This window comes from Roseibium sp. AWQ4_290 (genome assembly GCF_056160985.1).
Window position 1 is genome coordinate 1 of sequence record NZ_JBSWYG010000018.1, and the last position, 21,576, is coordinate 21,576.

The 21,576-nt window shown below is 60.9% G+C and carries 17 protein-coding genes; 10 read left to right on the forward strand and 7 right to left on the reverse strand.

The window, feature by feature from the left end; translation table 11 throughout:
• Positions 1-263: 263 nt before the first annotated feature.
• The 7 genes from ACXAH0_RS17810 to ACXAH0_RS17840 all read right to left on the reverse strand — a co-directional run bounded on the left by ACXAH0_RS17810 (position 264) and on the right by ACXAH0_RS17840 (position 7,406).
• Entirely contained in the window at positions 264-1,019 is a 756-nt protein-coding gene (locus ACXAH0_RS17810) for an SDR family oxidoreductase (protein ID WP_475193613.1), read from the reverse strand.
• Positions 1,020-1,059: 40 nt separating this feature from the next.
• Entirely contained in the window at positions 1,060-1,944 is an 885-nt protein-coding gene (locus tag ACXAH0_RS17815; protein WP_475193617.1) for a dihydropteroate synthase, read from the reverse strand.
• Between the two features lie 144 nt (positions 1,945-2,088).
• Positions 2,089-2,487, reverse strand: a complete 399-nt coding sequence (locus ACXAH0_RS17820; protein WP_475181583.1) for a dihydroneopterin aldolase — start codon at positions 2,485-2,487, stop codon at positions 2,089-2,091.
• Between the two features lie 159 nt (positions 2,488-2,646).
• A complete protein-coding gene (gene uxuA / locus ACXAH0_RS17825; protein ID WP_475181577.1) occupies positions 2,647-3,825 on the reverse strand; it encodes a mannonate dehydratase in 1,179 nt (392 codons plus the stop codon).
• 16 nt (positions 3,826-3,841) lie between these two features.
• The gene (locus ACXAH0_RS17830) at positions 3,842-4,582 is read right to left on the reverse strand and encodes an FCD domain-containing protein (RefSeq protein ID WP_475181573.1); all 741 of its coding nucleotides are present in this window, start codon (positions 4,580-4,582) and stop codon (positions 3,842-3,844) included.
• Positions 4,579-6,396, reverse strand: coding sequence for a glycoside hydrolase family 2 protein (locus tag ACXAH0_RS17835; RefSeq protein WP_475193622.1), 1,818 nt, complete (start codon positions 6,394-6,396; stop codon positions 4,579-4,581). The genes ACXAH0_RS17830 and ACXAH0_RS17835 overlap by 4 nt, the downstream gene beginning before the upstream one ends.
• A gap of 32 nt (positions 6,397-6,428) precedes the next feature.
• Positions 6,429-7,406, reverse strand: coding sequence for a TRAP transporter substrate-binding protein (locus ACXAH0_RS17840; RefSeq protein ID WP_475193628.1), 978 nt, complete (start codon positions 7,404-7,406; stop codon positions 6,429-6,431).
• 345 nt (positions 7,407-7,751) lie between these two features.
• Between ACXAH0_RS17840 and ACXAH0_RS17845 the strand changes: the two genes are divergently transcribed.
• From ACXAH0_RS17845 to ACXAH0_RS17890, 10 genes are all read left to right on the forward strand, one after another.
• Positions 7,752-8,270 carry a TRAP transporter small permease gene (locus ACXAH0_RS17845; protein WP_475181608.1) on the forward strand — a complete coding sequence of 173 codons (519 nt, stop codon included), beginning with the start codon at positions 7,752-7,754 and terminating at the stop codon, positions 8,268-8,270.
• A 24-nt stretch (positions 8,271-8,294) separates the two neighbouring features.
• Positions 8,295-9,602, forward strand: a complete 1,308-nt coding sequence (locus ACXAH0_RS17850) for a TRAP transporter large permease (RefSeq protein WP_475181556.1) — start codon at positions 8,295-8,297, stop codon at positions 9,600-9,602.
• 3 nt (positions 9,603-9,605) lie between these two features.
• Complete coding sequence (locus ACXAH0_RS17855) at positions 9,606-11,993, forward strand: glycoside hydrolase family 31 protein (RefSeq protein WP_475193634.1); 2,388 nt, start codon at positions 9,606-9,608, stop codon at positions 11,991-11,993.
• Between the two features lie 4 nt (positions 11,994-11,997).
• On the forward strand, positions 11,998-13,443 hold the full coding sequence (locus ACXAH0_RS17860; RefSeq protein ID WP_475193639.1) for a mannitol dehydrogenase family protein: 1,446 nt from the start codon (positions 11,998-12,000) through the stop codon (positions 13,441-13,443).
• A 14-nt stretch (positions 13,444-13,457) separates the two neighbouring features.
• On the forward strand, positions 13,458-14,864 hold the full coding sequence (gene uxaC / locus ACXAH0_RS17865; RefSeq protein WP_475193643.1) for a glucuronate isomerase: 1,407 nt from the start codon (positions 13,458-13,460) through the stop codon (positions 14,862-14,864).
• A gap of 181 nt (positions 14,865-15,045) precedes the next feature.
• A complete protein-coding gene (locus ACXAH0_RS17870; RefSeq protein WP_475193650.1) occupies positions 15,046-16,287 on the forward strand; it encodes an MHYT domain-containing protein in 1,242 nt (413 codons plus the stop codon).
• Positions 16,288-16,686: 399 nt separating this feature from the next.
• Entirely contained in the window at positions 16,687-17,553 is an 867-nt protein-coding gene (locus ACXAH0_RS17875) for an FAD binding domain-containing protein (RefSeq protein WP_475193657.1), read from the forward strand.
• 19 nt (positions 17,554-17,572) lie between these two features.
• The gene (locus ACXAH0_RS17880) at positions 17,573-18,082 is read left to right on the forward strand and encodes a (2Fe-2S)-binding protein (RefSeq protein WP_475193660.1); all 510 of its coding nucleotides are present in this window, start codon (positions 17,573-17,575) and stop codon (positions 18,080-18,082) included.
• Entirely contained in the window at positions 18,079-20,499 is a 2,421-nt protein-coding gene (locus ACXAH0_RS17885; RefSeq protein WP_475181524.1) for an aerobic carbon-monoxide dehydrogenase large subunit, read from the forward strand. The genes ACXAH0_RS17880 and ACXAH0_RS17885 overlap by 4 nt, the downstream gene beginning before the upstream one ends.
• A gap of 195 nt (positions 20,500-20,694) precedes the next feature.
• Positions 20,695-21,576, forward strand: coding sequence for an AAA family ATPase (locus ACXAH0_RS17890; protein WP_475193667.1), 882 nt, complete (start codon positions 20,695-20,697; stop codon positions 21,574-21,576).

The following is a 21,576-nucleotide window of genomic DNA, read 5'->3' on the forward strand; positions in this document are numbered from 1 at the left end:
CCGGCCCTCATGAGCCAATTTTCCGGAAGTAAGGTCGCAAAACCCTGTCGCCAGCGACGTTGCCGCCGTCGATGAGCGCGGTTATACGCACACCAAGCATGACCGTCAACACGTGTTTTCGATTTTTTTGCGAAAAATTCGAGATAGTGGAAGACGGTGGATATTAACCTCTTTTTAGGATCTGAGGCCGCCCGCCACCGCCCCTGGCAACACTCCAGGGCGGTCCGGGACTGGCACCTGTGTCCGCCGCAAAAGACACGGTGTCAGCCAAGGGCTGCGTTGCCAAAGCCCATCAGACGCTGGCCCCCATCCACCACGAGCGTGTGGCCGGTCACTTGCGGTGCTTCAGTCAGATAGAGAACCGCCTCGACGATGTCCTGCGGCCCGAGCCCCACCCCGAGCGGCGTCACTCTCTGGCGGCTGTCGAAATTCTCCTGCGTCTGGTCACTGGGCAGCACCAGTCCCGGCGCCACCGCATTCACCCGGATCTTCCTGGGCCCAAGATCATAGGCCGCCAGGCGGGTTGCCCCCTCCAGGGCAAACTTGCCGCAGAAATAGCTGAAGCGCTCCGGAGACGCGGACCGCATCTGGGTGTCCAGCAGATTGACGATGGCCCCGCCCTCCGGAGCCGGGTCCTGATTGGCAAAGGCCTGCATCAGGAAAACCGGGGCGGCTGCGTTGACATTCATCAGGAACTGCCAACTCTCCAATGTGAGATCCTGGAGACTGTCCGTGTTGAACGCCGATGCGGAATTGATCAGGACAGAGACCGGCCCGCCCAAAGCCTCCGCCGCCTCGCTCACAAGCTCTCCGGCAAGCTCAGGCCGGCTCAGGTCCTTTTGAAGCAGAACCGCCCGCCCGCCTGCAGCCGTGATCTCCGCCTGAAGCTGCTGTGCGCCCCGTGATGAGGTGTTGTAATGGAGGGCGAGCGCATAGCCTTTGCTGGCGAGCCCCCGCGCAATGGCCAGCCCCAGACGTTTTCCGGCCCCGGTTACCAGGGCAATCCTGTCCTCTGTCATCTTGTCCCTCCTCTTCAGGGCAACCTGTCTCCCGCGCGGTTCAGGCAAAATCCTGCAGGTTCAAGACCGGCTGGACCCGTGGCACTTCATGACTGCGCACCAGATTGGCCTTGGACAGAACCGCCAAAGTGGCCGCACTGGTCTGGGCCACCCGCACCTCGTCGCGAAAGAGATAAACAGCGCCGGTGAGCTGAACGGTGACCGGCCAGCCCAGTTCCCTCAGCCGGAAGGATTGCAGGATACTGTCGGTCTGGTAACGGATGCGGTCTGGCCCGTCGGGCAAATGCAAGGCAAAGCCAAAGCCCGGATCCACCCAGAGCCGCTCAATTCCGGCGCCGGTGGCCAGCGCAATCCGCTCCTTGAAGAAGGCCAACTGGTGATCGAAAATGTCTTCTGCCGGGGGCAGGTAATCTTCTGAGCGGGCATTGTCGCCCGGCGTATAACACAGCACCACACCGGCCTGATGCCGGGCCACCGCTTCATAGAAGCCAGGGTCATCAACCCGGCCGGTCAGGTTGACCACTCCGGCGCCCGCCTCCATCAGGGCAACGGCGACTTCCGGATGATAGGTCTCCACAGAGACCAGAATCTTGTCCTCTGCCAGCGCCGCCACCACCGGACGCATCCGGTCAATCTGCCTTTCAATGGAGACGATATCGGCGGTCTCGCCGGTGGATTCTGCGCCGATATCGACCATGGCCGCCCCTTCCAGGGTCATCCGGCGGCCCCGGTAGAGCGCGGCTTCAAAGGTGTGGCAGACCGTTTCCCGATAGGTGCTGTCCGGCGACAGGTTCAACACCCCCATCTGATAGGTCCGGTCCTCGAAGCGTTTTCCGAATTTGGGAAACCCGAAGCTGCGGACGGGCGCGTTGAGCGCGTCCTGATACTTGAGCCAGAGGGGCAGGATGCGGTCGGCTGAAATCATGAAAAACTCTTAAAATTGGAAAGCAGGTGACAAAACCGGCGGGTTGTCCAAGACATAGGACCGGAAGGCCCGGGAGCAAGTGTCTCTTTTCAGAAGGCCCGGTGACCAAAGGACGGCCGCGTGCCGGGCAGAGCTGCGTACGCCTCAGGCGCGCTTCCGCCTGATCCGGATGCCCACCCCTGACGCCTCCTGAAAAATCTCCGGTTTGGTCACCTTCACGCTCACCGCATCGGCAAGCGGATGGGTCAGGACAAATTCGGCCACCGCCTCGGCCCAGTCCTCCACCAGATCCACATGGCCGCCTTCGGCTGCCTTGGCCTGCACAAAGGCTACCGTATCGGCATAGGAGACATATTGACCGGTGTCGCGCACGATCTGCCGGTAGCCGCTCACCGTCTCAATCTCCACATCGAAGCGGACCGCCTGGGTGCGGCCCTTCTCGCTGTCCAGAACCCCGATTTCAGCGGGCAGCTCCAAGCCTTCAATCAGGATGATATCCCGGCTGTCTTCTTCCAGACGGGGGCGGGTGGGCGTGTCGGTCATGTTTTGCATCCTGTCGGCAGGCAAAAAGGCTTACCGAAACAGGCTTGTCGCCTTGCCCGCCTGCCGTCAAGCCAAGGAGGGGCCAATTGCCGTCCTCAGGCCCCTCTTTACAGAGCTTTACGGTCCGGCCGTCCTCTGAAAGACTTTAAGGCCGTCAGACTAGACGGCAGGCCGCCGGACTGACAGGGCGTCGACCGCCCGGATCACGCCGCGCAGCTCGGCAAGGCCACGCAACCGGCCAATGGCCGGATAGCCCGGCGTCGAGGTGCCGCCGAAATCGCTCAAAATCCGGTGGCCGTGATCCGGGCGCATGGGCACGACCCTGCCCGTGCGCCGTTCCAGCTGCCTGAGAGCCTGGATGATCCCCACCATATCCAGATCCCCTTCCAGATGCGCATCTTCATAAAAACTGCGGGGATCCGCTTCCCGGCGGGTGGCCCTTAGATGGGCAAAATAGATCCGGTCTCCGAGCGCTGCAGCCATGGCCGCAAGGTCATTGTCCGGATGCGCCCCAAGCGAGCCGGTGCAGAAGGTGACCCCGTTTGCCGGGGAGCTGTTCAGGGCCAGAATGTGCTGATAGTCGGCCAATGTGCTGGCAATGCGCGGCAGCCCGAACAGGGACCGGGGCGGGTCGTCCGGGTGAAGGGCTAGAACGGCGCCCGCCGCCTCGATGTCCGGCAGCACCAGATCCAGAAAATTCTTCAGGTTCTGAAACAGGCCGTCCCGGCTGATGGTCCGGTAGACGTCCAGCCGGGCCCGGAAACTTTCCAGCGTATAACTTTCTTCCGATCCCGGCAGGCCCGCAATGATGGTTGCCGTCAGCCGTGCGCTCTGCTCGTCCGTCATGGTGCTGAAGCGGGCTTCGGCGGCGGCCTTGTCCGCGTCCGAATAATCCTCACCGGCGCCGTCCCGCTTCAAAATGAAGAGATCGAAAGCTGCGTAGGCACTGAACTCAAAGCGGAGCGCGGTGGCGCCATCCGGGAGTTCAAAATCCAGATCCGTGCGGGTCCAGTCGAGCACAGGCATGAAATTGTAGCAAATCGTTTTGATGCCCTGCCGGGCAAGCGCCTTTGCGGTTTCGGCCCAGTTCCGGGCCAGCTGCTCCCAGCCCGGCGCACCGGTCTTGATGTCCTCGTGGACCGGAATACTCTCCACGACCTCCCACGTCAGCCCGGCCGCCTCGATCATCCGGCGGCGCGCGGCAATCTCCTCTTCCGGCCAGAAGGTTCCGTTCGGGATCTCGTGCAGGGCGGTGACGATGCCTGTTGCGCCGCTCTGACGCACATCCTTCAGGGAAACCGGATCATTTGGGCCGAACCAGCGCCAGCTCTCAATCATTTCATCTGTTCTTTCGTCAAGGGGCCGAAGCGGAAGGCGTATAGAGATAGCCGTCAAACTCCGGATCACCGACATCGGACAGGTCCAGAAGCGTCAGACGGACATTTTCCAGATGCTGCCACATGGCCAGGCGGGCCTGCTCGGCATTGCGGTGGCGCAGGGCTTCCAGAATCACCGCGTGATCATCCAGCCATTTGGTCCGGTAACTGAGATCGAAAATCCGGTCATGAAGCCGGGCCCACATGGAACTGGTCTCGCGCTTGCGCCACAGATCCTCCACCTGGTCGACCAGAACACTGTTCTGTGTGGCTTCAGCGATCTTGAGATGGAACTGCCGGTCGGCGAGGTAGTCCTCCTTGCCGGTCTCAATCGCCCGGCGCTCCATTTCCAGCGTCTCGCGCAGCTGCACAATGTCGTTCTTGGTGATCGTGGCTGCGGCAAAGCCGGCAATGCTGCTTTCCAGAAGCTGGCGCGCCTGAAGCAGTTCAAACGGACCGAAATCCGTCTTTTGAACCTTCAGCGAGATCTTTTCGCCATCGGCCACATAGCTGCCGGAGCCCTTGCGCACATCGAGATAGCCCTCAATTTCCAGCATGATGAAGGCTTCGCGCACAAGCGAGCGGCTGATCCCCAGTTCTTCGGAGATCTGCCGTTCGGTCGGAAATTTGTCCCCGGGCTTATAGCTTTCATCGGCGATCCGGCGGGCCAGAAGCCCCGCAATTTCCTGATAGCGGCGTTTGGAGGTGTCGCCGCTCATGAGGCTTTCCTTACCGTCGCCGTCCCGCCCGCGATGTCGTGGTAATAGTCCGCCAGAATATGGAACGCCTTTTTGCGCGTTGTCTTGTCCGCTGCGATCAGCCCTTTGTGATTATAGCCGTTCTGAAACATGTTCTGCCGCCGCTCCACGCGGAAATCATACAGAATCCACGGGGACATGCCCTTGATATAGTCCAGCTTGCGCAGCGCTGCGATCTGCCAGCGGTAGACATCGGCCATATAGTCCTCGCTGAACAGACCCGTTTTCGGCCCCTTTGGACCGATGACCCCGTCCGCCCCGGTCTCGGAAATCACGACCGGCCGGTCCGGGTTCGAATTCTCGCCAATGGCCACCAGATCCTCGAAATTCTCTTCATACCAGCCGTAATATTCGTTCAGGCCAATCACGTCGATATGGGCGGCAAGACGATCCTCGATCCGGTTCTGGGTGTGGTTGACGAGGCAGGCGGCCGATGTCAGCCGGGTCGGGTCGAGACGTTTTGCCGTTTCAGCAAGCCCTTGCATGAAGGCCAGGCGGGCATCCGTGTCCGGGTTCTCATTGCCCACCGACCAGATAATGACGCTGGCCCGGTTGCGGTCCCGCTTGATCAGTTCGCTGAGCTGATTTTCCGCATCCCGGTACGTCGCCGGGTTGGCAAAATCAATGGCCCAATAGACCGGAATTTCTTCCCAAAGCAGAAAGCCCAGTTCGTCGGCAATCTCAGCTGCGCGCTCGTGATGCGGATAATGGGCAAGGCGCAGATAATTGCAGCCAAGGTCCCTGGCATCGGCAAAGCGGCGGCGCAGATCGTCTTCACAGGTGACTTTGCCTGCCGCAGCATCATCCTCATGGACGGAAATGCCGCGCAAGAACAGCGGCTTGCCGTTCAGAACAATGTCCGTTCCCCGGCGCTCGATCTGGCGGAAGCCGACCCGGTCGCTGACCCTATCCGCGCCGTAATGCAGCTCGATGTCATAAAGCACCGGCGTTTCCGGGCTCCACAGATCCGGCGCGGCGGGCAGGGTAACCGACCCCTTGCCGTCTGTGACCGGGACGGCGATGTCCACCCCGAGGCCCGGGATTTTCAGGCGGGCCTCGCCCGCCTGCGGGCCGCAGACTTCGATTTCGGCGCGAATATGTGAGTAGGTGCCATCGGGCACCAGATGCACGAAGACATCCTTGATCAGGCTGTGCGGGGTCTCGAAAAACGAAACCTCCCGGTAGATCCCGCCATAATTGAACCAGTCCGTATTGCGCATGGGCACCCTGTCGAGGGTGCGGGTGTTGTTGACGCAGGCCATGATCCAGTTGCAGCCCGGGCGCAGTTTCCCGGTCAGCTCCACGCAAAACGGCGTCGACGCGCCGTAATGATTTCCGAGGAACTCCCCGTTCAGAAAAATCTTGCAGTCGTAACTTGCCGCGCCGAAGCGCAGGAACTGGCGTTTCTGCGGGTCGGGTGTGCCCATGCCGAGCGGGCGCGTATACCAGGCACTGCCCTCAAAGAAATACCATTTTTCCTTGAGCATGGCCCAGTTGGAGGGCACCGGAACGGTTTCGCCCATATAAGGATCATAATCCCAAGGCTCCGTCCGGTTTTCAGGGGCCTCCGGCAGCATGGAGAACCATTTCTGCCGGAGGCCAGTGTCAAGTAGATCAACGCAGAAGGTCCAGTCTCCGTCGAGGCTTTCCAGTGCCCGGCCGCCTGTGAAAATCAGACACTCATGGTTCAACGACTGGGTGTTGAAGGGACGGTCATAGTCTTCATCATGCAATGCCTGCAGGGCATTGTCGGCGAGATGCGAGCGTTCGAGCATTCTGGAGCCTCCGGACGGGACCTGCGTTGACTTTAAGGAGCGATCGCCTTGATCCGCCCGATCAGGTCAGCCACCACCGGTGACTTCTTGGCCGCTTCTTCATGCATCGGCAGAACGGCTTCGATGAACGGGCCCTTTTCCACTTCGATGAATTTCACACCAAGTTCGTTCTTGGCCGTTTCCACGGCGGCCGCGCTCATGGCATCCCACTGCTCGCGATGGAAATCCATGGATTCCTTGGCAGCTTTCTGCAAGGCGGCCTTGTGCTCGTCCGACAGATCGTTCCAGCTTTTGGTCGAGATCATCACGACTGACGGGATCATTGTGTGGCCGTCATCTGAATAGACCTTGGCCACTTCCCCGTGGCGGGCAGAGGTCAGCGCCATCGGATTGTTTTCCGCCCCATCGACAACGCCCTGCTGCAGCGCGCTGTAAAGCTCGCCCCAGGCGATCGGGGTCGGGTTGCCACCCAGCAACTCCACCATGCGGATGGCGGACGGGCTCGGCTGAACGCGGATTTTCATGCCCTCAAGATCGGCCGGGGAGCGGATTTCCTTATTGGCGTAAAAAGACCGTGCGCCTTCAATGTAAAAGGCCAGGCCGATAAAGCCCTTGTCCTCGGATGCTTTCAGGATGTCCGCGCCGATTTCGCCACTCAGCACATCGTAATAGTGATCCGCATTGACGAAGATATACGGCAGGTTCAACGCCCCGTAGGATTCCTCAAACGCTTCCAGCTCCGAGGCATTGGAGCGCGCCATGTCCAACGACCCGTTCTGCATCAACTCCATGGATTCCCGCTGGGTGCCCAGCTGGGCGTTGGCGTAGATGCGGATCTTCAGATCGCCATTTGTGGCTTCCTCCACGCGCTCGGCCATGTATTCCATGGATTTGTGCAGCGGATGATCTTCCGGGTTGTTGTGGTTGAGACGCAGGGTCTTGGCCTGGGCCGCAGCCCCCATGGCAACAACGCCTGCAGCCATAACGGCCGCGAGCTTCACGAATTTCATCTTGTATCCTCCCTAGAGCAGTGTGCGTTCTTTTGAGCGCTCACAGATGCTCGGCTACGTTCAAGGTGGTCAACGTTTCCACACACAGCCGGTGCGGCTGCCCATGGGGTGACCGGGTGCATCCTGGCCAGAAAGGCCGCCCAAAAGGCTGGCTGCCGGGTGCGGATCTCGCAGCACTCCTCGCCGCGGATTTGGAATTGTTCGTCCAATTTCCAAAATCAGTCAACCTTTTTTGGCAAATTGGTTGACCAATTTGATTTCATGGCGCATTTCTATCGCAGCCGCGACCTGCGAGCGTCAGCGCCGCCCGGCGTTGCCTACCGGTTTGGGAGGAAAACCGTGACCATGATCACCCGGGGGGTGGACCTTGTGCTCCGCCTCGTCATCACCCTTGCATTTGCTGTTCTGGTGGCCTGCGTCATCTGGCAGGTCGTCTCGCGCTATGTGCTGGAAAGCCCGAGCACCGTGACCGACGAAATGGCCCGGTTCCTGTTCATCTGGGTTGCCCTGCTGGGCGGGGCCTATACGCTCGGCCAGCGCCGCCATCTGGCCATTGATCTTCTGCCGCAGATCACGCGCGGCGCTCTCCGCAAGGCCATCAACGGCGCCATCATTGCCGCCATCGGCACATTCGCGGCTCTGGTCATGCTCTATGGCGGCCTTGATCTGGTGAACCGGACGCTGGAGACCGGCCAGGTCTCTCCGGCGCTACGCCTGCCCATGGGCCTTGTCTATATCGCGATCCCGTTCTCCGGGATCTGCATTCTCTATTACTGCCTGACTTTTCTGGGCGACCTCTTGCGGGACGGCCGTGGACCGAATGATCAGGATGGCGTGCCACGTCCCGGTGGCCCGCTGGATTAACCGGTCCGCATTTGGGAGATCTTCATGGATATTCAGTCAGTCCTGGTGCTGTTCGGGACCTTTGCCCTGCTCATGATCCTGGGCGTGCCGATTGCCTTTTCCATTGGCCTGTCGGCCTTTGCCACATTTCTCTTGTTCATGTCCTTCGACCAGTCGGTCTATATTGTTGCGCAGCAAGTGGCCTCCGGACTGGACAGCTTCACGCTCCTGGCCATTCCCTTCTTCATTCTGGCCGGCAACATCATGAACCGGGGCGGCATTGCCATGCGGCTGATCGAGTTTGCCAAGGTGCTTGGCGGACGCCTGCCCGGGGCGCTCGCCCATTGCAACGTCATCGCCAACATGATGTTCGGTTCGATCTCCGGCTCTGCGGTCGCGTCCGCAGCCGCTGTCGGCGGCGTGATGGCACCCCTGCAGAAAAAGGAGGGTTATGACCCGTCCTACAGCGCGGCCGTCAACATCGCGTCCTGCCCGACCGGGCTGCTGATCCCGCCAAGCTCCACCTTTATCGTCTATTCCCTGATCACCAACGGCACCTCCGTTGCAGCCCTGTTTGTGGCCGGCTATGTGCCGGGCATTCTCATGGGGCTCAGCCTGATGGTGGTGGCAGGTTTCATCGCCAAGCGGCGCGGATATCCTGTCGCCGAGCGGCCGAGCGGACCGGAGATCGTCAGGAAAGCGGCCGATGCCATGCTGCCTCTCGGGCTGATTGTCATCGTGATGGGCGGGATCATTGGCGGCATCTTCACCGCGACAGAAGCCTCCGCTGTTGCCGTGGTCTACACGCTGTTTCTGGCGGTGATCTGGTACCGGGAAATCGGCTGGCGGGATCTGCCCGGGATCGTTCTGGAAAGCGCGGTCACAACCTCCATCGTGCTGTTGATGATTGGCTGTTCCATTGCCATGTCAAAGGCCATGGCCTTTGCCGATATTCCCTATGCGATTTCGGATGCGCTTCTGGATTTGTCCGAAAATCCGATTGTGCTCTTGCTGATCATCAACATCGCGCTTCTGATCGTGGGCACCTTTATGGACATGACCCCTGCGCTGCTGATCTTCACCCCGATCTTCCTGCCCGTGGTGGAAGATCTGGGCATGGACCCGGTGCATTTTGGTGTGGTCATGACGTTCAATCTGTGCATTGGCATCTGCACGCCGCCCGTGGGCTCGGCGCTGTTTGTTGGCTGTTCGGTCGGCGGGGTGAAAATCGGCGACGTCATCAGACCAATGTTCGGCTTTTACGGAGTTCTTGTCGCCCTTCTGCTGGTGGTCACGTATTTTCCGTCGATCAGCCTGTTCCTGCCGCGTCTGCTGCTTGGTTACCAAGGATAAGAGATGAAGGCCCTTCACAACTGGACGCTTCAGGATAGAACGGCCACCGGCCTCAGCCTGCTAGTCGAGACACGGCACCGGTTTTCCATTGATGTGCTGGAGACAGACCTCATCCGCATCAGTCTGCAGAAGGATGGTGGCCGCAGGATGGACCGGACCTGGGCGATCGCGCCGGACGGCGATGTGCCGTTTGAAGGCCGTCTCCGGGAGGACACCAGCGGGTTTTCCTGTCCCGGCTTCCGCCTTGAAGAGCGGGCGGAGGGCCTTACCCTTGAGACGGGCAAACTGCGCCTGACAGTCCAAAAGCCGCTCGCCCTTATATGGGAAGCCCGGGAAAGCCCGGATCATGACTGGCAGGAAATCGCCCGCGACCGGGCCCAGAACGCCTATATGATCGGCCGCCGGGACCATCGCAATCAACACTATTTGAGCCGGACCAGCGGCGGGCACATCTATGGCCTTGGCGAAAAAGCCGGTCCGCTGGAGCGTTCCGGCCGCCGCTTTGAAATGCGCAATCTGGATGCGCTCGGCTATGACGCTCAAAGCACCGATCCGCTCTACAAGCACATTCCTTTCACGCTCACCGACCTGGGCCCGTTCGGCGCCTATGGCCTGTTTTATGACACGCTGGCCCCGTGCTGGTTTGACCTTGGCAACGAGAAGGACAATTACCACCAGCCCTTCCGCGCCTTCCGGGCAAGTGATGGGGATCTGGACTATTATTTCAGCTGGTGCCCAACGGCTCTTTCCGTTGTCAAACGGCACCACTGGCTGACCGGCGGCACCGCGTTCATGCCCCGCTGGGGGTTTGGCTATTCCGGGTCCACAATGGCCTATACGGATTCCGACAATGCCCAGGAGCGGCTGCAGGGGTTTCTGGCCCGGCTCAAACAGGAAGACATGCCCTGCGACAGCTTTCAGCTTTCGTCCGGCTACACCGCGATTGATGGCAAACGCTATGTCTTTCACTGGAACACCCAGCGGTTTCCGGATGTAGAGGCCTTTACTCAAGCCTACGCAGATGCGGGCATTCATCTGGTAGCCAACATCAAACCTGTCCTGCTTCAGGACCATCCGCTTTATGATGACGTTGCCCAAAAGGGCCTGTTCATCCGCGACAGCGAAACCGGCGCTCCCGAACACTCCCCCTTTTGGGACGGCACCGGTTCCCATCTCGATTTCACCAATCCGGCAACCATTTCCTGGTGGCAGGCCAATCTGAAAGACAAGCTGTTCGACAAGGGCATCCACTGCACCTGGAACGACAACAATGAATATGAAGTCTGGGATGATGAGGCGGTCTGCGACGGGTTCGGTGCACCGCTGCCGGTCAATCTGATCCGGCCGCTGCACAGCCAGCTGATGACACGGGCGTCTTTTGAGGCCCAGAGGAAAGCGCAGCCCGGCAAGCGGCCCTATCTGATTTCCCGCTGTGCAGCGCCCGGCACCCAGCGCTATGCCCAGACCTGGACCGGCGATAATTTCACCAGCTGGGAGACGCTGCGCTGGAACATTCCCATGGGGCTCGGCCTCAGCCTGTCGGGTTTTTACAATATTGGTCATGATGTCGGCGGCTTTGCCGGTCCCCGGCCGGAGCCGGAACTGTTCCTGCGCTGGGTGCAAAACGGGATTTTCCATCCCCGCTTCACGATCCATTCCTGGAACGACGACGGCACGGCCAATGAACCCTGGATGTATCCGGAAATCACGTCTCATGTGCGCGCAGCATTAAAGCTGCGCGCCCGGCTGATCCCGTATCTTTATACCCAGCTCTACCGGGCCGTGACCGAAGGTGAACCGATCCTGCGGCCCCTGTTTCTGGACCATCCGGACGATCCGGCTTGCCGGGAGACTGAATTCGACTTCCTGCTCGGCCGGGACCTGCTGGTGGCTACAGTGGTTGAAAAAGGTGCCACATCGCGCCGGGTCACGCTGCCTGCGACTGCGGAGGGCTGGTGGGCCTTTGACGGCAGCCTGTGGTCCGCAGGCGGAACCACGCTGGATGTTCCGGTTGGCCCTGAGACGATCCCGCTTTTTGTGCGCGGCGGCACCGTTCTGCCTTTTGGCGGCGCCAGCGCCCGCTCCGATGCGGCCTCGGACACTGAACGAACCTGGCGCCTTTATCCGCAGCCGGAAGGGACCGCGCCCCGCCGGTCACTCGGCTATGACGATGACGGCACTTCAACCACGGCCCTGGACGGCAGTCATTGCCTGACCCGGTTTGACCTTGCCCGCACAGATGGCCGGGTATCCCTGTCCTGGCAGCGGTCCGGCACCTGGTCCCCGGCCTATTCCAACATCGCGCTTTGGTGCGCCAGCCCTGACCCGCTTGAGGTCAATGGTGCCGAGCACACTTCAGGTGATACATTTTCCCTCTCTCAACACCCGTGATCCCATGACCCAACCGTCTTCGACCCTCCAAACCGTTTCTTACGACCGGACTGGCCTGCGCCCCCGGCTGCTGCATATCGGCTTCGGTGCCTTCGCCAAGGCCCATTTGCTGGTCTATCATGACGAGATGCTCCGCAAGACCGGAACCGACTGGGGGGTGATCGTCAGCCGGCTGAATTCCGGCGCGGAGGAATTGACACAGCTGGACGCCGCAGACGGGCTGTTCACGGTTGGCGAGATGGCCGGTGATACCCTTTCGGTGCGCAGCATCGGCGCTGTCATCGCAACCCGGCATCCCAAACGTGATGGGGCGGCAGCCCTGCTGGCGGACATTGCCGGGCCGGATCTGAAGCTGATCACACTCACCATTACCGAAAAGGGCTATTGCCTCTCCGGAGGCCAGCTTGACCGGACCAACCCGGCCATTGCCGCCGATCTGGCCTCTGACGGCCCTCCCACAACCGCTATCGGGTTCCTGACGCTCGGGCTGGAACAGCGCATGGCAGCCGGCCTTGGCGGCCTGACTATCCTGTCCTGTGACAACCTGCCCGCCAATGGCACATTGTGCCGTCAGGCCGTTCTGGATTTTGCCCGGGACCGGGATCCGGCGCTGGAAACCTGGATCGCCACCGAATGCCGCTTTCCCTGTTCCATGGTCGACCGGATCACCCCCGCCATGACGGACGCCTCCCGCGCCAAACTGGAAAGCGCGCTTGGGCGGCTCGATCCGGCCGGGATTCTGTGCGAACCCTTCCGCCAATGGGTGATTGAAGACAGTTTTGCCGGTGTGCGCCCGGCCTGGGATCTGGCAGGAGCCCAGTTCGTCGCGGATGTGGCACCGTTTGAGGAGATGAAACTTCGGCTCCTGAATGGCACCCACTCTTTCCTGGCCTATCTCGGCGCACTGGCGGGCAAGGAAACCATCGCTGACTGCATGGCCGATCCGGTGTTTCTGGCCGCCGCACGGAGCTTGATGCTGGCCGAACAGGCCCCGACGCTCGACGTGCCGGAAGGGGTGGATGTCACCGCCTATGCGGATGCCCTGATCAGCCGGTTTTCCAATTCCGCCCTGCGCCACAAGACCACACAGATCGCCTCCGATGGCAGCCAGAAACTGCCGCAAAGGCTGCTCGCCCCGATCCGGCAGAACATGGCCGCCGGGCGCAGCTGGGATTTGTCCTCCTGTGCAGTGGCCGGCTGGATGCTCTATTGCAGAGCCAGGTCGGAGACCGGCGCGCCTCTGCCGGTGAATGACCCGTTGGCGGAGCGAATCGCCGGACTTGCACAGGAGGCGGACGGGTCCGCCTATGTGGAACGGATGCTGGCCCTTCAAGACGTCTTCGGCGCCGATCTGCCCGGATCCAGCGCTTTTGTCAGCGGGGTCCAGTCCGCTTTTGAGCGCCTGTCCTCCGGCGGGGTCTCGCAAACCCTTTCTGATGCGCTTTTCTGACAGGATCTCCCGACATGCCACAGCCCTTTCTCGGACCGGATTTTCTGCTCGACACTCCGGCTGGCCGCCGCCTCTATCACGAAGTTGCCGCGCCTTTGCCGATCATCGATTTTCACAACCATCTGGATCCGGCCGCTATTGCCGAAAACCGGACCTGGTCTTCGCTGGGAGAAATCTGGCTGGAGGGAGATCACTACAAATGGCGCGCCATGCGCTGGAACGGTATTGACGAAGACCGGGTTTCAGGCAGCGCAAGCTACCGGGAAAAGTTCAATGCCTTTGCCGAGACCATCCCCCATTGCGCCGGCAATCCGCTCTATCACTGGACCCATCTTGAGCTGAAGCGCTATTTCGGCTGGCACGGGGTGTTCGGCCCGGAAACGGCTGATGAGGTCTGGTCCACCGCTCAGGAGCAGCTCTCCGCCCCCAGCCACAGCGCCCGAGGCTTGCTCAAGCAGATGAATGTCCACTATGTCGGCACGACCGATGATCCGTGCGACCGTCTGGCGTTTCATGCCAGGGCGCAGGCGGACCCGGATATTCCCTTTCAGGTGGCCCCAAGCTTCCGTCCGGACAAGACCTTCACCCCCTCGGCTGAGGGCTTCTCCGCCTATTGCGGAGCGCTGGAAAGCGCCTCGGGAGTGAAGATTACGCGGTTTGACGATCTCATTGCCGCACTTTTGAACCGGCTTGACCACTTTGCCGCCCATGGCTGCCGGGCATCGGACCATGGCCTCAACGAGCTGGCCCCTTTCGCCCTGCGCAGAGCCCCGGACCTCGATGCGATCCTGCGAAAGGGGCTAGACGGCGGCACGGTCTCCCGGCAGGACGAAGCGGATTTCAAGGCGGCGGTCTTGATCGAACTGGGCGTGGCCTACGCCAGGCGCAAGATCGTGATGCAGCTGCATATCGGCGCTTTCCGCAATCAACGGCACGCCTTGTTCGACCGGCTTGGCCCGGATGCGGGCGGCGATTCCATTTCCGATGAGGCCATCGGCCGGCCGCTGAACGCGCTTCTGGACCAGATCGACCGGCGCAGCGGTCTTCCGCGCACCATCATCTACTGCCTGAACCCCGCCCTGAATGAGGTGCTGGTGACAACGGCGGGCAATTTTCAGGACGGTTCGGAGCCGGGCAAGATCCAGTCCGGTCCGGCCTGGTGGTTCAACGACCAGCTGGACGGGATGGAACGGCATCTCACCCAGGTGGCGCAGATGGGGCTGCTCTCCCGCTTCATTGGCATGCTGACCGATTCCAGATCTTTCCTCTCCTTTCCAAGGCATGACTATTACCGGCGCCTTGTCTGCCGGATCACCGGCCGCTGGATCGAGGAGGGCAGTCTGCCGGATGCCCCGGATCTGACTGACGGCTTGATCCGGCGCATTTGCCACGGCAATGCCCGGGACTGGTTCCTGGGATAACGGCGGGCGGGCCGGTTCTGGATTCGACGCTGGCGGCGGCGCCAAAGAGAACAACGCGGCCGCTTTGGATCTTGCCCCCCTTCAAAGGACCTGATTGCTGCCCTTCCGGCTTTATCCTATCATTACACCTTGACTGCCTCTGCCTGCCCCGGCGGAGGCCGTGAGGGAGGAGTGGTTTGGCATGACAGCAACGCACGAGCCTTGGCTCGTTGCGCTTTCCCTGGTGATGGCCTTTCAGGGAAGCTTTGTTGGTTTGAGCCTGGCGCTTCAGGTCCGCCATGCGGTTGACCCGAGGCGCCGTCTGCTATTGACCGGAGCGGCCCTGACCCTCGCTCTGGCGATCTGGTCGATGCATTTTGTCGGCATACTTGCGATCAAGTTCCCCCTAGGCGTGGGCTTTCTCATCCTACCGACCCTGCTCTCGTTTCTGATCTGTGTTCTGGTTGTTGGCATGGCCGTGTTCACCGCCAGCAACCGCCGCCTCACGCCTTTGCGTCTCGGGCTGTCCGCTTTCGTGATGGGGGCCGGTATCTGCACCATGCACTATCTGGGCATGTACTCCCTGCACATCTCCTTGCATATGACCCATAATCCAGCCTATGTGCTGGCCAGCTTCCTGATCGCATTCAATGCGGCCGGACTGTCGCTGTGGCTTCTGTTCGGCCTTGGCAAGCGCCCACCGCTCGTGGTCTCTGCCGCCGTAATGGCGCTTGCCATCTCCGCAATGCACTATACCGCCATGGCCGGTTTGCGCTATGAGCTGGCGCCCGCAGCGGGAACAGTGTCGGCGCCTTCGCTCGGTCCGGGCACCCTGGCCATCCTCGTGTCCTGCGTTGCCTTTCTTGTCTCGGGCCTGTTTCTGCTGACGCTGGTGCCGCCGGACAAAGAAAACGCCAAGGCTGGCCGGACAACGCCAGACCTCGCTCAGGCGCCTCCGGCAAGCGCAGAAGATCCTCAGTCCGGCGCCAGCCAGGAAGCCGCCCCCAAAAGCGCTGCCGGACTTCAGGCGGCAGGCGCCAAAGCCCGACCCACCTCGCCGATCCTCCGGCGCACCCTGCCGATTGAGCGGGACGGGCACAAAGCCCAGATCGGCATGGCCGAGATTGCCGCAATCCACGCGGATGCCCATTACACGAAACTCTATGACGGCGAACGGGAGTTCTTTTGCCCGCTGTCCATCAGCGAAGCCGAACAGCAACTCGACCCGAAACTGTTCAAACGGGTTCACCGGAGCCATATCGTCAACCTATCCCGGGTGGCCAGTTTCAAACGGTCGGGAGATGGCGGTTTGCTGGTTCTGGAAGGGGCAGACGGGCAGACCGTTCCCGTCAGCCGGTCCAGATGGAGCCGGATCCGGGACCGCTTGACCGCGCTTGCAGATGCGGCAGAGCCCCCCTCCAGCCATCCCGCCGCAGCGCAATAATGCCGCCATGTCTTCCGCTTTAAGGGCGTAGATTGGCCAATAGGCGTCTGCGTCATCAAATACGGCCCAATGGTAACCTGCAGAAGCCGGCCTTCACCGCCAGCACACTTTCTTTATAGAATTGAAGGACATCCGGACAAACAGGCAAACGCATCTCATGAATTGCGTAAGGGTTGCTGACGCAGTTCGTGCAGCCCGCAACGCCACCCGTTTATTCAGCCCCGCATCCGGTGCGCGATCCCTTGCAGGTGCGCCGCAACATTCATCACCCTCTATGCATGCGACGATCTGTCATGCATGGCAGCGTTGCATCGTTGGCCGGTCTCCCTGTTTGCCGGACGCGCCCAGGGAGCCCCGCCGAAAGCCGGGCCGTTCCGGCGTGAGAGGGAGGAGACAAACGTGATCCCCGGTGAATTCACTTACCACCGTCCATCATCTGTGGCCGAGGCCGTTGCCATTCTGGCCAATCATGGTGACGAAGCCCGCCCGCTGTCGGGTGGGCACAGCCTGATCCCCATGATGAAACTGCGCATGGCCGCACCCGAACATCTTGTTGATCTCGGAGGCATTGAAGACCTCAAGGGCATTGAAGACACGGGCGGGACGATCACCATCGGATGCATGACCACACAGCATGAGCTGATCGGTTCGGAACTGCTTGGCGAAAAGCTGCCGATTATCCGGGAAACCTCCCTCCTGATCGCAGATCCTCAAATTCGCTATCTCGGCACGCTGGGCGGCAATGTGGCAAATGGCGATCCGGGCAACGATATGCCTGCGCTGATGCAGTGCCTGAATGCGTCTTATGTGCTGACCGGTCCGGGCGGTGCCCGGGAGGTTCCCGCACGGGAGTTCTATGAAGCCGCGTATTTCACCGCCCTAGAGCCGGAAGAAATCCTGACAGCGGTCAAGATCCCGGTTCCCCCGGCGGGCCACGGCTATGCCTATGAAAAACTGAAGCGCAAAGTTGGCGACTATGCCACCGCCGCTGCCGCGGTTGTGCTGACCATGACCGGCGGAACTGTTTCAAGCTGCGCCATTGCCCTCACCAATGTGGCCGACACACCCCTCTATGCCGAAGACGCCAGCACCATCCTGACCGGGTCGACCCTGGATGAAACGGTGGTTTCACAAGCAGTCGCAGCGGCCGAAGCCATCACAGACCCGGCGTCCGACGGGCGCGGCCCGGCGGAATACCGGACGAAAATGGCTGGAATCATGATGCGTCGCGCCCTGGCCAGGGCCGCAGACCGCGCCAACGGCTGACCACGGGAGCAGAATGAACATGAGTGATATCGAACAGATCCCGGTCACGATGACCGTCAACGGCAAGAAGGTGCAGCGTTTTGCCGAACCGCGCACACTTCTGATCCACTTCCTGCGCGAAGAACTGGACATCACAGGGCCGCATATCGGCTGTGAAACCTCCCATTGCGGCGCCTGCACCGTTGAGATGAACGGCATGTCAGTAAAGTCCTGCACCGTGTTTGCGGTCCAGGCCAATGGCGCGGAGCTGACCACAATTGAGGGCATTGCCAATCCGGACGGAACCCTGTCGGCCCTTCAGGAAGGTTTCCGGCAGATGCACGGCCTGCAATGCGGCTTTTGCACGCCGGGCATGATCACCCGCGCGCATACGCTTTTGAAGGAAAATCCAAACCCGACAGAAGATGAAATCCGCATGGGCATTGCCGGCAATCTGTGCCGCTGCACCGGGTACCAGAACATCGTCAAGGCGATCCAATATGCCGCCGCCAAGCTGAACGGCACCGACATTCAGGAGGCTGCAGAATGAACGACATGACCCCGACACGGGAACAACGTGAAGCCGCCCTGGAAGGCATGGGCTGCAAGCGCAAGCGCGTGGAAGATGTCCGCTTCACCCAGGGCAAGGGCCAATATGTGGACGATTTGAAATTGCCGGACATGGTGTTTGGCGACTTTGTCCGCTCCCCTTATGCCCACGCGAAGATTACCCGGATCGACGCGACAGAAGCCTTGAAACTGCCCGGCGTGATCGCCGTCCTGACCGCCGAGGACCTGAAAGGTGTCAACCTAGCCTGGATGCCGACACTGGCCGGGGACGTGCAGATGGTGCTGGCCGATGGCAAGGTGCTCTATCAGAATCAGGAAGTTGCCTTTGTGGTGGCAGAGAACCGCTACATTGCCGACGATGCCATCCAGCTGGTGGATGTGGATTATGAGGAACTGCCCGTTCTGACCGACCCCTTCCAGTCCATGGCAGCAGATGCACCGGTGCTCCGGCCGGATCTTGAGGGCAAGACGGAAGGCGCCCACGGGCCGCGCAAGCATCACAACCACATCTTCAACTGGGAGGTTGGTGACAAGGACGAGACGGCACAGGCTTTTTCGGAGGCCGACGTCACCATCAAGGAGATGATTTCCTATCACCGGACCCATCCCTCGCCCCTGGAAACCTGCCAGTGCGTTGCGTCCATGGACAAGGTGAAGGGCGAGCTGACGGTCTGGGGCACGTTCCAGGCCCCCCATGTCGTCCGCACCGTCGCCTCGCTGCTCTCCACCATTCCCGAACACAAAATCCATGTGGTCGCGCCGGATATCGGAGGTGGCTTCGGCAACAAGGTGGGTGTCTATCCGGGCTATATCTGTGCCATTGTGGCCTCCATCGTGACCGGGGTTCCGGTGAAATGGGTGGAGGACCGGATGGAGAACCTGTCCACGACGTCCTTTGCCCGCGACTATCATATGACCACGGAAATCGCGGCAAAATCCGATGGCACGGTGACCGGCCTGAAAGTGCATGTGCTGGCCGATCACGGCGGGTTTGACGCCTGCGCCGACCCGTCGAAATGGCCAGCCGGTTTCTTCAATATCGTGACCGGATCCTACGACTTTCCAGCGGCCCATTTGTCTGTCGACGGTGTTTATACAAACAAGGCTCCGGGCGGAGTTGCCTACCGCTGCTCGTTCCGGGTGACGGAAGCGGCCTACTGCATCGAGCGGGCGATGGACATTCTGGCGCAGAAGCTGGACATGGACCCGGCGGACTTGCGCATAAAGAACTTCATCAGGCCGGAGCAGTTTCCCTATCAATCCGCCCTCGGCTGGGAATATGACAGCGGCGACTATCACACCGCCATGCAGAAGGCGATGGACACGATCGGTTACCGGGAGCTGCGCGCCGAACAGAAAGCCAAACAGGACGCTTTCAAACGGGGCGAAACCCGGGACATTATGGGCATCGGCATCAGTTTTTTCACCGAGATTGTCGGCGCCGGACCTTCCAAGAATTGCGATATTCTGGGCGTTGCCATGTTTGACAGCGCGGAGATCCGCGTTCATCCAACCGGGTCCGTGATCTCGCGCATGGGCACCAAGTCCCAGGGCCAGGGGCACGAAACCACCTGGGCGCAAATCATTGCCACGGAGATCGGCATTCCAGCCGCCGATATCATGGTGGAGGAAGGCAATACCGATACGGCACCTTATGGGCTGGGCACCTATGGCTCCCGCTCCACCCCGGTGGCCGGAGCCGCCATTGCCCTTGCAGCCCGCAAGATCCGCAACAAGGCCCAGATGATCGCCGCTCATATGCTGGAAGTGTCGGAATATGATCTGGAATGGGATGTGGACGGCTTTCAGGTGAAGGGCAATCCCCAGGCGCGCAAGTCCATGAAGGAGATCGCCTGGGCCGCCTATCACGCGCCCCCGCCCAATATGGAGCCGGGCCTGGAAGCGGTCAGCTACTATGACCCGCCCAATATGACCTATCCTTTCGGGGCCTATTTCTGCGTGATGGATATCGACGTGGACACAGGGGTCGCCAAGACACGGCGTTTCTACGCTCTGGACGACTGCGGCACTCGGATCAATCCGATGATCATCGAGGGACAGGTGCATGGGGGTCTGACGGAAGCCTTCGCCATCGCCATGGGGCAGGAGATCCGCTATGACGAGACCGGCAATGTGCTCGGGGCCTCCTTCATGGACTTCTTTCTCCCCACAGCGGTTGAAACGCCCCATTGGGAAACCGGCCACACCGTGACACCCAGCCCTCATCACCCGATCGGTGCCAAGGGTGTCGGTGAAAGCCCGAATGTGGGCGGCGTGCCAGCCTTTTCCAACGCGGTCAATGATGCCTTTCAGTTCCTTGGGGCCACCCATATCCAGATGCCCCATGACGCCTGGCGCATCTGGCAGGCAGCCAAAGATCTGGGCGCCCACACCTGAGATCTCAGGCCCTATGTACTGGCGGCGGCCTCGGGCTGCCGCTGACCCGTCCAGCGCGCTTCTATGGCGCGCCATGGAAGCCATGTCGGCCCCTCGCCGATTGCACAGCCTTGAGGGACCGGCATGGTCCACGCGAGAGAAAATGGGACAGTGCAGTCAAATCGCAACCCGCTGACGAAGACGAAAACGAACCGGATGACCAGAACCAGGGAACAATTGGCAGAAGCCCTTGCAGAGACCGGCTATGTCGCAGATGACGGTCTGGCAACCGCCCTGCTTTTGACCGCGATGCTGAACCGGCCTCTGCTGCTGGAAGGAGAGGCCGGTGTCGGCAAGACCGAGGTTGCCAAAGCGCTTGCACGGCTGGAAAACGCGCCGCTGATCCGTCTGCAATGTTACGAAGGCCTCGACCGCTCCGATGCGATCTATGAATGGAACTACCAGCGCCAGCTGCTCGCCATCAAGGCGCGGGAGGGTTCGGGCGAAGAGGCTGATAAGGTCGAAGAAGCCGTCTTTTCCGAAAAATATCTGCTGGAGCGCCCCCTGCTGGCCGCCATCCGGCAGGAAACGCCCCCTGTCCTTCTGATCGATGAAGTGGACCGGGCCGATGAGGAATTTGAAGCATTCCTTCTGGAAATTCTTTCCGACTATCAGGTGTCCATTCCCGAACTGGGCACGGTCAAGGCAATCAGTATCCCCCGTGTGGTGCTGACGTCGAACGGCACGCGGGAATTGTCCGACGCTCTGCGCCGCCGCTGCCTCTATCACTATGTGGATTATCCTTCCGCCGACCGGGAGGCCCGCATCCTGCTATCACGGGTCGAGGGGCTGGACGCCAGTCTTGCTCTGCAGATCGCTGAGCTGATGGGCAACTTGCGCAAGGAAGACCTCACGAAAGTACCCGGCGTTGCCGAAACCATCGACTGGGCAGCCGCGCTGCTTGGCCTTGGGGCCAGGTCCCTGGCGGACAGCCGGGAGCTGGTGTTCGAGACACTGACCTGCGTGCTCAAGACCCGGGAAGACCGGGCCCGGGTCACTCAGGAGGTCACGGACCGGCTGTTGGGCAGGGTCGCCTGA